The 12,848-nt window shown below is 63.1% G+C and carries 12 protein-coding genes; 3 read left to right on the forward strand and 9 right to left on the reverse strand.

Features of this window, described 5'->3' with window-relative positions; translation table 11 throughout:
• Positions 1–23 precede the first annotated feature (23 nt).
• Both UNPA324_RS02875 and rpoZ read right to left on the reverse strand, forming a co-directional pair.
• Positions 24–2,309 (reverse strand): RelA/SpoT family protein, encoded by a 2,286-nt coding sequence (locus UNPA324_RS02875; RefSeq protein ID WP_128920607.1) that lies wholly within the window; start codon positions 2,307–2,309, stop codon positions 24–26.
• Positions 2,310–2,513: 204 nt separating this feature from the next.
• The gene (gene rpoZ, locus UNPA324_RS02880; protein ID WP_008133017.1) at positions 2,514–2,906 is read right to left on the reverse strand and encodes a DNA-directed RNA polymerase subunit omega; all 393 of its coding nucleotides are present in this window, start codon (positions 2,904–2,906) and stop codon (positions 2,514–2,516) included.
• A gap of 332 nt (positions 2,907–3,238) precedes the next feature.
• On the opposite strand from rpoZ, the gene UNPA324_RS02885 reads away from it, so the two are divergent.
• Entirely contained in the window at positions 3,239–3,883 is a 645-nt protein-coding gene (locus UNPA324_RS02885; RefSeq protein WP_028135957.1) for a LabA-like NYN domain-containing protein, read from the forward strand.
• Positions 3,864–4,538 carry a uracil-DNA glycosylase gene (locus UNPA324_RS02890; protein WP_141933386.1) on the forward strand — a complete coding sequence of 225 codons (675 nt, stop codon included), beginning with the start codon at positions 3,864–3,866 and terminating at the stop codon, positions 4,536–4,538. The genes UNPA324_RS02885 and UNPA324_RS02890 overlap by 20 nt, the downstream gene beginning before the upstream one ends.
• A 9-nt stretch (positions 4,539–4,547) precedes the next feature.
• Here UNPA324_RS02890 and UNPA324_RS02895 read toward each other — a convergent pair whose 3' ends face one another.
• The 4 genes from UNPA324_RS02895 to dapA are packed head-to-tail and all read right to left on the reverse strand — an operon-like array spanning position 4,548 to position 7,024.
• Positions 4,548–5,129, reverse strand: coding sequence for a peroxiredoxin (locus UNPA324_RS02895; protein ID WP_128920605.1), 582 nt, complete (start codon positions 5,127–5,129; stop codon positions 4,548–4,550).
• Between the two features lie 4 nt (positions 5,130–5,133).
• A complete protein-coding gene (gene smpB, locus UNPA324_RS02900; RefSeq protein WP_027530006.1) occupies positions 5,134–5,607 on the reverse strand; it encodes an SsrA-binding protein SmpB in 474 nt (157 codons plus the stop codon).
• Positions 5,608–5,666: 59 nt separating this feature from the next.
• Positions 5,667–6,080, reverse strand: a complete 414-nt coding sequence (mscL, locus tag UNPA324_RS02905; RefSeq protein WP_128920730.1) for a large conductance mechanosensitive channel protein MscL — start codon at positions 6,078–6,080, stop codon at positions 5,667–5,669.
• A 53-nt stretch (positions 6,081–6,133) separates the two neighbouring features.
• Positions 6,134–7,024: a 4-hydroxy-tetrahydrodipicolinate synthase gene (gene dapA, locus UNPA324_RS02910; RefSeq protein WP_128920604.1), complete on the reverse strand. Its 891-nt coding sequence runs from the start codon at positions 7,022–7,024 to the stop codon at positions 6,134–6,136.
• Positions 7,025–7,303: 279 nt separating this feature from the next.
• Here dapA and UNPA324_RS02915 point away from each other — a divergent pair, with 279 nt between their 5' ends.
• Positions 7,304–9,748 carry a lytic transglycosylase domain-containing protein gene (locus tag UNPA324_RS02915; RefSeq protein WP_181769637.1) on the forward strand — a complete coding sequence of 815 codons (2,445 nt, stop codon included), beginning with the start codon at positions 7,304–7,306 and terminating at the stop codon, positions 9,746–9,748.
• Between the two features lie 334 nt (positions 9,749–10,082).
• On the opposite strand, the gene UNPA324_RS02920 is transcribed toward UNPA324_RS02915, so the two are convergent.
• From UNPA324_RS02920 to UNPA324_RS02930, 3 genes are all read right to left on the reverse strand, one after another.
• A complete protein-coding gene (locus UNPA324_RS02920; protein WP_128920602.1) occupies positions 10,083–10,418 on the reverse strand; it encodes a hypothetical protein in 336 nt (111 codons plus the stop codon).
• Between the two features lie 21 nt (positions 10,419–10,439).
• On the reverse strand, positions 10,440–10,940 hold the full coding sequence (locus UNPA324_RS02925; RefSeq protein ID WP_128920601.1) for a MarR family winged helix-turn-helix transcriptional regulator: 501 nt from the start codon (positions 10,938–10,940) through the stop codon (positions 10,440–10,442).
• 91 nt (positions 10,941–11,031) lie between these two features.
• Positions 11,032–12,600, reverse strand: a complete 1,569-nt coding sequence (locus UNPA324_RS02930; RefSeq protein ID WP_141933390.1) for a porin — start codon at positions 12,598–12,600, stop codon at positions 11,032–11,034.
• Between the last annotated feature and the right edge of the window lie 248 nt (positions 12,601–12,848).

Here is a 12,848-nt window from a genome sequence, read left to right on the forward strand (position 1 = left end):
GGACCGGCGCATGCGAGATGCACCTATCCATTAACACGTTCGACTTTGGCGACGACCGCCTTCGCGCGCAGCTGGGCCAGAATCGCGCTCAAATGCTTCAGATCGTAGACTTCGAGATCGATCGTCGTTTCCGTGAAGTCCGGTGAGCGGCGCTGCATGCTGATGTTGTCGATGTTGCCGTCATGCTCGGCGATCACGGTCGCGATCTGTGCCAGCGCGCCGGGCTCGTTGACGTTCTCGACCTTGATGCGGGCCGGGAAGCGCTGCGGTGCGGAGTCCTCGATGTCCCAGCGGACGTCGAGCCAGCGCTCGGGCTCCTCCTCGAAATCCTTCAGGGCCGGCGCCTGGATCGGGTAGATCGTAATGCCCTCGCCCGGCGTGACGATGCCGACGATGCGATCGCCCGGCACGGCGCCGCCGTTCGGCGCGAACTTGATCGGCAGGTCGGAATTGATGCCGCGGATCGGAATCGCGACCGGGCTGCGCGGCTGCTCCGACGACTTTTCCTTGAGCTTGGCAGCAAGCCCTTTCTTGACGCCGTAGCGCGCGATGCGCTCCTCTTTGTAGTCGGGGTACATCGCACGTGCGACGTGGGAGGCCTTGATCTCGCCGCGCCCCACGGCTGCCATCACGTCGTCGATCGAGGTCCGTGCGAGTCGCGGCAGCGCGCCCTTGAGCTTGTCGTCGGCATATTCGATCTTGGCGCGCTCGAACAGGCGCTCCACGATGCGCCGGCCGAGACCGGCATATTGATCGCGCACCGCGGTTCGCGTGGCGCGGCGGATCGCGGCGCGTGCCTTGCCGGTGACCGCAAGCGTTTCCCAGGCCGAGGGCGGCGCCGATTGCGCTTCCGAGGTCAGCACCTCGACCTCGTCGCCGTTCTGGAGCTCCGAGGACAGCGGCGCGAACTGGCCGTTGATCTTGCAGCCGACCGCGCTGTTACCGACGTCGGTGTGCACGGCATAGGCGAAGTCGATCACGTTGGCATGGCGCGGCAGCGCGATCAGCTTGCCCTTCGGGGTGAAGCAGAACACCTGGTCGTGGAACAGTTCGAGCTTGGTGTGCTCGAGGAATTCCTCCGGATTGGCGCTCTCCGAGAGGATGCCAATGGTGTGGCGCAGCCAGGCGAACGCAGTCGACTCGCGCTTGAGGAATTCGGTCGGCGAACCGACGTCTTCCTTGTAGAAGACGTGCGCGGCGATACCCCGCTCGGCGATCTGGTCCATCGCCTCGGTGCGGATCTGCAGCTCGACGCGCTGGTTGCCTGGGCCGATCACCGTGGTGTGGATCGAGCGGTAGTCGTTCTGCTTCGGCGTCGAGATGTAGTCCTTGAAGCGCCCCGGCACGACCGGCCAGGTGGTGTGGACGATGCCGAGTGCGCGATAGCAGGCCTCGATGTCGTTGACGACGAGCCGGAAGCCGAAGATGTCGGACAATTGCTCGAAGCCGACCGACTTGCGCTCCATCTTGGTCCAGATCGAGAACGGCTTCTTGCGGCGGCCATAGACCCGCGCCCCCAAGCCCCTGTGACGCAAATTATTGGACAGTTGGTCCTCGATCTCGCCGATCAGATTGCGGTTGCGTTCGGCGAGCGCGTCCAGGCGCTGCATCACCACCGAATAGGCTTCGGGATCGAGGGTGCGGAAGGACAAATCCTCCAGCTCCTCGCGCATTTCCTGCATGCCCATGCGCCCCGCGAGCGGCGCATAGATGTCGAGCGTCTCCTCCGCGATGCGCCTGCGCGATTCCGTCGGCACGAAGTCCAGCGTACGCATGTTGTGCAGACGGTCGGCGAGCTTGACCAGAAGCACGCGGACATCGTCGGCAATGGCCAGCAACAATTTGCGCAGGTTCTCGGCCTGCTTGGCCTCCCGCGACACCAGTTCCAGCCGCTTCAGCTTGGTCAGGCCCTCGACCAGCGCGCCGATCTCCGGCCCGAAAATCTGATCGATCTCGGCCCGCGTCGCCTCGGTGTCCTCGATCGTGTCGTGGAGCAGCGCGGCCACGATGGTGGCGTCGTCGAGCTTCAGGTCGGTGAGAATCGCCGCCACTTCGAGCGGGTGCGAGAAATACGGATCGCCCGAGGCGCGGGTCTGCGAGCCATGCGCCTTCATGGCGTAGACATAGGCGCGGTTCAGCAGGTCTTCGTTGGTGTTGGGATTGTAGGACCTGACGCGCTCGACGAGGTCATATTGACGCATCATGCGCGCGCGCGGCTTGGCCGGGCGCGCGACCGGCGCAGTCGGGGCCACGGCAACCGATTCGGTTGCGGCCTGCATCTGCGTGGATCTGCGGCGCCGATATACCATCCGTCCTGCCTTCAAACGAGCCTGGGCCTGCCCGTTGTATACATCTTAGCTCCGATCGCGCTTGTGTCCGATCAATTCAGTGACAGGACGCATCGCCAACCACAACGCTATGGTAACCACGAAAACGTCAGCAAAAGCAAAGGCCCGAACAACGGTTCGGGCCTTTGATAAGATCACAAGAAGTCGACGATCGCGACGGACGATTTACTCGTCTTCCTCGGGCTGCTCCTCGGGCGGCGCGAGGCCTTCGAGACCCTTCAGGAGCTCCTCTTCGGTCATGCGCTCGACGGCGACCTCGGTATCGTCCGCATCGACGCTCGCGCCCGCGGAACCGATCAGCGGCACCGTATCCGGCTCGGGCTCGTCGACCTCGACGAACTTCTGGAGCGAGTGCACCAGCTCCTCGCGGAGGTCCTCCGGCGAAATCGTCGTGTCGGCAATTTCGCGCAACGACACAACAGGGTTCTTGTCGTTATCGCGGTCAACCGTTAGTTGTGAACCGGACGAAATCATGCGGGCTCGGTGGGCGGCCAGCAGGACCAAGTCAAACCGGTTGTCGACCTTGTCGATACAATCTTCTACGGTGACGCGAGCCATGGACTGTCGCTCCGTTGTGGGTGGGACGAAATATGTGGATGATTGGGGCTAGTTATAGGGACGGGGCCGGTTTCGCAAGGCCAATTTGTGATTTGGCCTCGCCAAACGGCTCTGCTACCCCCACATTGGGGCTGGGATGGGTGGTTTCCCGGGCTGCCATCGAGGGCAGCGCCGGATCTTTGCAAGTCGGCCATAACTATACCTTGATTGCCCCGACTTCTCCGGATTTGCGGTTTCGACGGGTCTCAGCGGCACTCTAGAGAAATGCGCGGCCAGCTGCCGCCGCGCCAACAATAAAACGATCAATCACGAACACTACGCGAGCAAACTGAATGTCACCTTCTCCTACCAACAAGATCGCGCTCTTCATCGATGGGGCCAATCTCTACGCGACGGCGAAAACTCTGGGCTTCGACATCGATTACAAGCGCCTGCTGAAGGAGTTTCAGGGCCGCGGGACGCTGCTCCGGGCGTTCTACTACACCGCCATCATCGAGGATCAGGAATACTCCTCGATCCGCCCGCTGATCGACTGGCTGGACTACAATGGCTACACCGTCGTCACCAAGGCGACCAAGGAGTTCATCGACGCCTCCGGCCGCCGCAAGGTCAAGGGCAACATGGACATCGAGCTCGCCGTGGACGCGATGGAGCTCGCCGAGCACATCGACCAGATGGTGCTGTTCTCCGGCGACGGCGACTTCCGCTCCCTGGTCGAGGCCGTGCAGCGCCGCGGCGTGCGGGTCACGGTGATCTCCACCATCGCCAGCCAGCCGCCCATGATCGCCGACGAGTTGCGCCGCCAGGCCGACGTCTTCACCGACCTCGTCGAGCTGCAGTCCAAGCTTGGCCGTGATCCGTCCGAACGCCCCGCCCCGCGCGACCGCGGCGAGCGCGAGGCCCGCCACCACGCCCCGCAATTCCTCCAGCGCGCAACCACGATGGCGCCGAGGGGCGATGACGACTTCGAGGAGTGAGGCGGTTCGGTCCAGCCGCCAGCTCCCCACCGTCGTTCCCGACCGCGATTGTCCGCTCTGTCCGCGCCTGGTGGCCTTTCGCGAGGCTAACCGCGCACGCGAGCCCCTGTGGCACAATGCCCCGGTCGCGCCCTTCGGCGACATCAAGGCGCGCCTTTTGATCGTCGGCCTCGCGCCGGGGATGCAGGGCGCCAACCGCACGGGACGGCCGTTCACCGGCGATTATGCCGGCGATCTGCTCTACGCCACGCTGCTCGAATACGGATTTGCCAAAGGCACCTATCAGGCGCGTCCCGATGATGGCCTGAAGCTGATCGACTGCCGGATCGCCAATGCCGTGCATTGCGTGCCGCCGCAGAACAAGCCGCTACCGGTCGAGATCAACACCTGCCGGCGGTTTCTGGTCGCGAATCTCGAGACGATGCCGAAGCTGCGCGCGATCATCGCGCTCGGGCGAATTGCGCACGACAGCGTGCTCAAGCCGCTGAAGCTGAAGGCCTCTCAGGCCCCCTTCGGCCATGGCGTCGTGCATCAGGCCGGCGCGTTCAAGCTCTACGACAGCTACCACTGCTCGCGCTACAACACGAACACCGGCGTGCTGACGCCGGACATGTTCCGGTCGGTGTTCGCGAAGGTGAAGGCGGACCTCGATTAGCGCTCTGGTTCAGGCCTTGGCCGGATTGGCCTTCAGCCAGTCCAGGACGTCGCCGGCGTTCCGGTCGGGCGGAAACACCGGATAGAACACATGCGTGATGCTGGCGTCGTCGATGATCAGCGCGAGGCGCTTGATCAGCGTCAGGCCCGCGACCGCCATGGTCGGCAGCTTCAACGCGTGCGTCAGCGCCAGCTTGTCGTCCGACAGCACCGGGAACGGCAGATGCAGCCGTGAGGCCATCTCGGTCTGGTAGTCGTTGCTCTGGGTCGAGAGGCCGAACACGTGGGCGGCGCCGGCGGCCTTCAGCTCGGCGAACAGATCGCGATACGCACATGTCTGCGGCGTGCAACCCCGCGCGCCCGGGATCATGTCCCAATCGTCCACCAGCGAGATCTTGCCGGGCTCGCCCGTGCGCGGATAGGCGAACACCACGGTCCGGCCGCGCAGCGCCGACAGCGTCACCGAGGTGTCGTTGGTCGCGAGCAGGCCGATCGGGGGCAGCTTCATGCCCGTCAGATGCGCCGCACCGCCATCATCGGCGGGCGCCGGAATCTGGCTCCAGTCGACCTCGAGCAGGTTCTTCTGAGACATCGCGCTATCCCCTCGCCCGCATCAGGCGGCCCTTCTCGCGACTCCAGTCGCGCTTCTTCTCGGTCTCGCGCTTGTCGTGCAGCTTCTTGCCCTTTGCAACCGCCAGCTGCAATTTGGCTCGACCGCGCTCGTTGAAATAGAGCTTGAGCGGGATCAGCGTCATCCCCTCGCGATCGACGGCGCCCATCAGCTTGTTGATCTGCCGGCGATGGAGCAGCAGTTTCCGCGGCCGCTTGGGCTCGTGATTGAAGCGATTGCCCTGGAGATATTCGGGAATGGTGGCGTTGATCAGCCAGATCTCGCCGTCCTTGGAATCGGCGTAGGATTCCGCGATCGTGCTCTTGCCGTTACGGATCGACTTGACCTCGGTGCCGGTCAGCGCGATGCCCGCCTCGATCGTGTCCTCGATCGCATAGTTGAAGCGGGCCTTGCGATTCTCTGCCATGACCTTGATTGGACGTTCGTTTTTATCGGCCATGAGAAGCAAACCCGATCGAGATGCGCAGCAAAGCTAACAGTTCGGATGAAGCGCGCGCGTCACTTCTTGAGGAGGTCGCGAATTTCGGTCAGCAGCTCGACCTCGGCCGATGGCTTCGGCGGCGCGACAGGTGCCGCCTCCTCCTTGCGCTTCAGCGCATTCATGGCGCGGATCACCAGGAACAGCACGAAGGCGACGATGACGAAGTTGATCGTCAGCGTCAGGAAGCTGCCGTAAGCAAGGACGGCGCCTTGCTTTTTCGCATCCGCTAAGTTGGTGGCGGTAACCGCCTTCGACAAGGGGATGAAGTGGTTCGAGAAGTCGAGACCACCGGTGACGGCGCCGATGATCGGCATGATGACGTCGCCGACCAGCGACGTGACGATGGCGCCGAAAGCCGCACCGATGATGACGCCGACCGCGAGATCGACGACATTGCCCTTCATGGCGAACTCACGGAACTCCCTGAGCATCAGTCTACCCTTGTCGTCGACGCTCATGAACGGACTCCCGATAAGCTGGCGCCTCAGTTGATCAGGCCAGCGTGGACCATGGCGCTGCGCACCGCAACGCGGGTCGGCTCGGAAACCGGCACCATCGGCAGCCGCAGCGTCTCGTCCAGCTTGCCGAGCAGCGACATCGCATACTTGATCGGCGCCGGATTGCTCTCGATGAAGAGGTTGTTGTGCAGCGGCATCAGCTTGTCGTGCAGCTTCAAGGCGGTGGCGTGGTCGCCCTTCTGCCAGGCGATGTGGAACTCCGAGCACAGACGCGGCGCGACGTTCGAGGTGACGGAGATGCAGCCGTGGCCGCCATGAGCCATGTAGCCGAGAATGGTGGCGTCCTCACCGGAGAGCTGATTGAACTCCTCGCCCATCGCTGCGCGCTGCTGCGACACGCGCACCATGCTGGCGGTGGCGTCCTTGACGCCGGCGATGTTCTTCAGCTCCCACAGCCGCTTCATGGTATCGACCGACATGTCGATCACCGAGCGCGGCGGGATGTTGTAGATGATGATCGGAATCCCGATCGCGTCGTTGATCGCCTTGAAGTGCTGGTACATGCCTTCCTGGGTCGGCTTGTTGTAATAGGGCGTCACCACCAGCACGGCATCAGCGCCCGCCTTCTCGGCGTGCTGGGAGAGCTCGATCGCCTCCTTGGTCGAGTTGGAGCCGGCCCCCGCGATAACAGGCACGCGGCCCTTGGCTTCAGCGATGCACCATTCGACCACCTTCTTGTGCTCGTCATGGCTCAGCGTCGGGCTCTCGCCGGTGGTGCCGACCGGGACAAGGCCGTTGGTGCCCTCGGAAATCTGCCAGTTGACCAGCGAGCGGAAGGCGGCCTCGTCCAGCGAGCCGTTCTTGAACGGCGTGACCAAGGCGGTGAACGACCCCCGGAATTTCGTCTTGGCTGCCATGGACTTCCTCCGTGCGCGGCTATCTCTTGAGCAAGCGCCATTCATATCGGGTCTATCCCGCCGGTAAAAGACCCGCAGCCCGGTGACACACCGTTTAGGCCGCGATTTTGCCGTGGTGATGGTGCAAATGGGCCCGAAGTAAGCGGCTGTTGGTATTTTGTCCGCATATTCAATCAAATACAGCTAGATCTTGAGCCACTTGACTGATTCGGGGCGACGAAACCCGTGACCTCAATCCCTCGCACCGTTTGGCGATCCTCCGGCCTGGTCCTGTGCCTGATGGCAGGGCTGTCGGTCGGCAGCGCCACCCTGGCCAAGTCCAATGAGACGCCTGCGGAAACCGCCAAGGACACGGCGAAGGACACCGCAAAGCCGGCGGCCAGGGATGCAGCGAAGGCCTCATCCAAGGGAACCGGCAAAGGACCTGGCAAGGACACCGCGAAGGATACAGCCAAGGAGACAGCCAAGGGCGCGAGCAAGGGCGCAGCTGCCGCCCCGGCCAAGGACGCTGCGAAGAAGCCGGCCAAGGATATTGGCAAGGACACTGGCAGGAACGCTGGCAAGAGCATCGACAAGAGCGCCGGCAAAGACGCCGCGAAGGACAAGCCCAAGCCTGCCGCAGCGGCGCCAGCGCCGAAATCACATCCGGCGGCCAGCGGTTCGCCTCCGAAAGCGGCCCCCGCGCCGGCCGTGACGGCCACCGTCAAACCTTCCGCCCCTCCCCCGCGCGCTGCCGCAGCTCCCGTGCTGGCGCCGGCGACCCGCCAGCATGCCGCGCCGCGCAAGCCGGTCGTGCCGGCCGCGGTCGCAGCGACGTCGTCGACCTCGCAGGGCGACAAGGAGACCCTGGAGAGCGTCATCGAGCTGGTGCGGAAGCGCAAGGCGGGTGACGCCACCAATGCCGCGGCCGGCATCTCGGATCCGGTCGCGCGAAAACTCGCGGAATGGATCATCCTGCGCAGCGAGGACAACGGCGCGAGCGTGGAGCGCTACCGCGCCTTCCTTTCCGCCAATCCGAGCTGGCCGTCGCAGACTTTCCTGCGCCGGCGTCTCGAAGCTGCAATGTGGGACGACAGGCGCGACGATTCCGTGGCGTGGTCGTGGTTCGAGAACGAATCTCCGATCTCCGCCAAGGGCCGCTTCACGCTCGCCAAGGCGATGCTGGCGCGCGGCGACCGCGCCAACGCCGAGCGGCTGGTGCGCGAAGCCTGGCGCAGCGATCCGATGTCCGAGGAGACCGAGAACAACGCGCTCGACCAGTTCGGCGCCCTGCTGACGCCGGGCGATCAGAAGGCGCGGATGGACACCCTGCTCTACGGCAGCGAGAACGAGGCCGCGCTGCGCGCCGCAAGGCGCCTCGGCGCCGGCTATGTCGCACTCGCCAGGGCCCGCATCGCCGCCGTCAAGAAAGCGCCGAACGCGCGCGCGCTGCTCGATGCGGTGCCGCACGAGCTGCACAGTGATCCCGGCTTCATCTTCAGCAAGATCCAGCTGTTGCGCCGCGAGGAGAAATTTGCCGAGGCGGCCCAGCTCATGCTGTCGGCGCCGAAGGACCCGGGCCGGCTCCACAATCTCGATGAATGGTGGATCGAGCGGCGTCTGCTGGCGCGCAAGATGATCGACACCGAGGAGTTCCGCAGCGCCTATCTGATCGCGCGCGACGCCGCGCTGCCCTCGCGTGACATCTACAAGACCGAGCAGGAATTCACCGCCGGGTGGATCGCGCTCCGCTTCCTCAACGATCCCGCCACGGCCGCGCAGCATTTTGCCCGCATCGGGGTCGGCAGCGTCAATCCGACCACGCTGGCGCGTGCCGGCTATTGGCAGGGCCGCGCTGCGGAGGCGATGGGCCGCCAGCAGGAGGCGCGCAATGCCTATGCGCGCGCGGCCGAGCAATCGACCAGCTATTATGGCCAGCTCGCCCGCGCCAAGCTCGGCCTGCCGCAGATCGAGCTCAATAGCCAGCCGCGCGGGCGTGGCGCCGAACGGCTGGAGATCGTGCGCGCTGCGCACCTGCTCTACGAGCTCGACGAGCACGAGATGGCCGTGCCTGTTCTCGCCGACATGGGCGAGAACGGCGATCCCGAGGCGCTTGCCGGCCTCGGCGAGCTCGCCCAGCGCTACAACGATGCCCGCGGCATGCTGCTGGTCGGCAAGGCCGCGCTCAATCGCGGCTTGCCGTTCGACTTCTACGCCTACCCCGTCAACGGCATTCCGCAATTCGCGCCGATCGGTCCCGAGGTCGAGCGCAGCATCGTCTACGCCATCGCGCGGCAGGAAAGCGCGTTCAACCCCCGTGTGGTTTCCCCGGCGCAGGCCTACGGGCTGATGCAGGTGACGCCGGACGCCGCGCGCTATGTCTGCAAGCGGCACGGCGCGACTTACGATCTGGGCCGGCTGAAGAACGATTCGGTCTACAACGCTACGCTGGGCTCAGCCGAGCTCGGCGGACTGCTCGAGGATTACCGCGGCTCCTACATCATGACCTTTGCCGCCTACAATGCCGGCCGCGGCAGCGTGAAGAAGTGGATCGACCGCTACGGCGATCCGCGCGACCCGAAGGTGGATGCGATCGATTGGGTCGAGCTGATTCCGTTCTCCGAAACGCGCAATTACGTGCAGCGGATCATGGAGAACCTTCAGGTCTACCGCGCCCGCTTCGGCGGCGGCACCCGCTTGCAGATCGAGGCCGATCTGCGCCGCGGCACCGCAGTCCCGAACTAGCGGCGTTTATGCTGGCTGTATCCCCACGAATGCTCGTATCAGGCGACGCACTGAAGTCGAGCGCACGATCAAAGATAGTACTTTCGATTTCTCAAGCCAGAAAATGTCTGACGACCCCGGCATCGTGCGGTTTCGTAAGAAGGCGGGCGCGGGTGGACCTTGGACGGTCGAGGTGTTTGGTGAGGTCAAGAAGTTATGACTGTTTGGCTCGTGCCAGCTTGTTGAGTGGTAGCAATGCCGAAGCAGTCAGCTGATTTGTCGTTGTTTTTCAGCGCTTTCACGAAGTACCCTTCGTCTCCGCTAGGGAGCGCCCCCCTCACCTATACCAAACCAGTCAGTGCAATCTTCCGCTGATGTCCAACAGTTCAGCGTGACCTGCGAGCGCAGTGTCGTATTCAGCGTATTGACGATGCCGGGTGACCTCGCCCTCAGAGCAAAACATAGTTTCGAACAGAAGCGGCGCCTGATGCATGGCAGCGGACCAGCCGGTATCATCGAAGCCTCGAAACCTGGTGAGCAGCTGGGCTCCACCAATCATGTCCGAGCGCAAATGACCGCTATTGTTCGCGTCCAGCCATGTCATCATGGCCTCGCGCGCTTCTAAGTCGTTGCCCAAGTGGATGGGCCGCTTACCATTTAGCAGATAGAACCCATAGGGAAAGATGATCATGGAAATCGTCAGAGCTGCTGTTTAGTCCGCGATCTGCAACCTAGCACGACAACGAGCCAAGGAGCGCTCAAGCTGCTGCAGCAGCTCTATCGTGTGCAACGTCGTCGCCTCGCCCATCTCCTTCTTTATTGCGGCGCACACCGAGTCCCTACTCTCTTGTAATCGAGCAAGCTCCTTGAGAGCCTTCGGCGTAGCGGAAAGATACACCACTCGTTTATCGGTGTTCGAGCTTTTCCTTCGGATCAGGCCGAGGTCTTCCAACGGTCTCGATTGTCTGACAATGAACGAGGCGTTTACTCGCAGGGTCTCAGCAACGGATTTGACTTGGAGACCGCTGCGTTCGTGGGCTTCTGCGATAATAACCAACATGTTCCATTGCGAAACAGTAAGCCCCATGGCGCTTGCCCATCCGGTTTGAACCTCCGAAATCAGAAAATCAACGGATCGTACCGCTCTGACTATTTGTTCGACCAGCTCGGGGGCCCTCGCCCACGCCTCATTGGAAGCCATGACGTCCACCATCACTCAAGCCATCCAGCATCACTCAAGCAAAGAGAAAACCCCCGGCAGTTTCCTGCCGAGGGCTCTTGAAGATCAGTTCGTTGAACCGAGCTTACCAGTTGCGCTGAGCGCGGAGGAGCAGTGTGATGCTGTCCTGATCCTTCAGCTCGTACACAGCGGTCGGCTTGGCCGTGGTAGCGGCCGGGCTGAGAACTGCAGTACCGGCATACTTCTGGTCCAGATGGGTCCAGTTCACGTCGGCCGAGAACGTCAGGTTCTTGACGGGGGTCCAGCGGGTGATCAGGCCGATCTGGGCGACCGCGAAGTCAGGGTTACAACCCGTGACGCCCGCCAGGCCACCGAACACGCCGCCGGTGCCAGTCGCGCCGCAGAGCGTGGTCTTGGCAAGCGTGCCAAACTGCGCCTGAGCGTAAGCACCGTACAGCGCGGAGTTCCAGTAGGGATCCCAGTTATGGGTGTAGGCACCACGGAAGCCCCAGGTCTTGACGCTTTCCTGACCGCCGGTCGTGAACACGGTGTCCGGAGCATTGGCGAAGCCGACGCTCTGGTAGGCAATGCCCGAGCTGCCGTACATCTGGTACGAGCTGCCCGCCAGGTTCTGGAAGTTGTAGCGGGTCGCGCCGTCGGTGTAGACGCCCTGGATGTTGATCGTGTCACCCGCACCAGTCGGGATGTTCTTGATCGACAGAGCGAGCTGAACAGCCCAACCCCACTTGTCGTCGGGGTGGCCGGTCGTCTCGGTGGCGCCGTAATAGGCAACGTGGTTGTCATGCGCAGCAATCGACGCCTGGAACAGACCCCAGGCCTGGTCGACGCGGACCATACCGACGAGGTTCGGCGAACGCGAACCGCCGATGGCGTTGGAGCCATACGAACCGCCAACCATGGTAGCGGCAGTGGCGCCGAGCAGGTTGAGGTTACCGGCCTGATAGTAGGCCGTCGCGTCCTCCGCCGAGAACGCCGCCGTCACGCCCTGACCGAAGTCAGCGGTGTAGGTGAACTGGTTAACACCGGTGACCGTGCCGGAACCGCCGACGAGGCTGTCGATGTTGTTGCCGGGATAGTTGGTCCAGGGCGCGTCGAACTGCGACACGGCCTTACCCATGGTGAAGCCAGCGAACTGGATGAAGGCGTAGTACACGCCGAGCGAACCGCCCGAGGTGTTGCCGTCGGTGCCGTTGATCGACGAACCAACGAGCGCCGGCGTGGCGCCGGAGGTGTTGAGGCCGAGGTTGCCGGTATAGACCGTGCCGCCCGTCGCGGAGCCGGAGCCCTGATAGCCGCCGGTGGTCCAGGTGAACACGCCGTCGAAGAAGGTACGGACGACGCCGTATTCGGTCGCGGTGCGCGTGTCGATGTTGAGATCTTCACGAGCGCGCATCTGGTAGTAGTTGCTGAGGCGGTTGTGCGCACCGGCCGGAGAGCCGTTCGAGATGCCGTAGTTGCTGTTGGTGTTGAACGCGACTTCGGCGCGCAGATAACCACCCAGCTTGATGCAGGTGTCGGTGCCCGGGATGTAGTAGAAACCGGCGCCGTACAGCGAGCAGATCTTCACGTATTCGACCGCCTTGGCCTTCACGGGAAGATCGGCTGCGAACGCCCCGGAGACGGCCATCAGGCCGGCAGCCGAGCCGAGAAAGAGCGACTTCGTCAACTTCATTAGGTAAACCTCCAGGTCGATTCAGGGGGCTCGGCTTCCTCGGAGGACACCGCTTCACCCTCATAATTTCCGTTCAATTCAGATCCGCACTGAAGGTCCGGACTGAAACGACAGTGAGGTGCCCCCCTCCGTCGTTCCTCACGTATAGTTTATAAAAACAATCGCCTCAATTTATTGATTTAGTGAATTGTAAGTTCGGCGAGAGATGTTGCCCGAGAGCAACAGAACCTGTCGGAATGCGAACTAAC

The organism is Bradyrhizobium sp. UNPA324 (genome assembly GCF_006658635.1).
Lineage (GTDB): Bacteria > Pseudomonadota > Alphaproteobacteria > Rhizobiales > Xanthobacteraceae > Bradyrhizobium > Bradyrhizobium nanningense.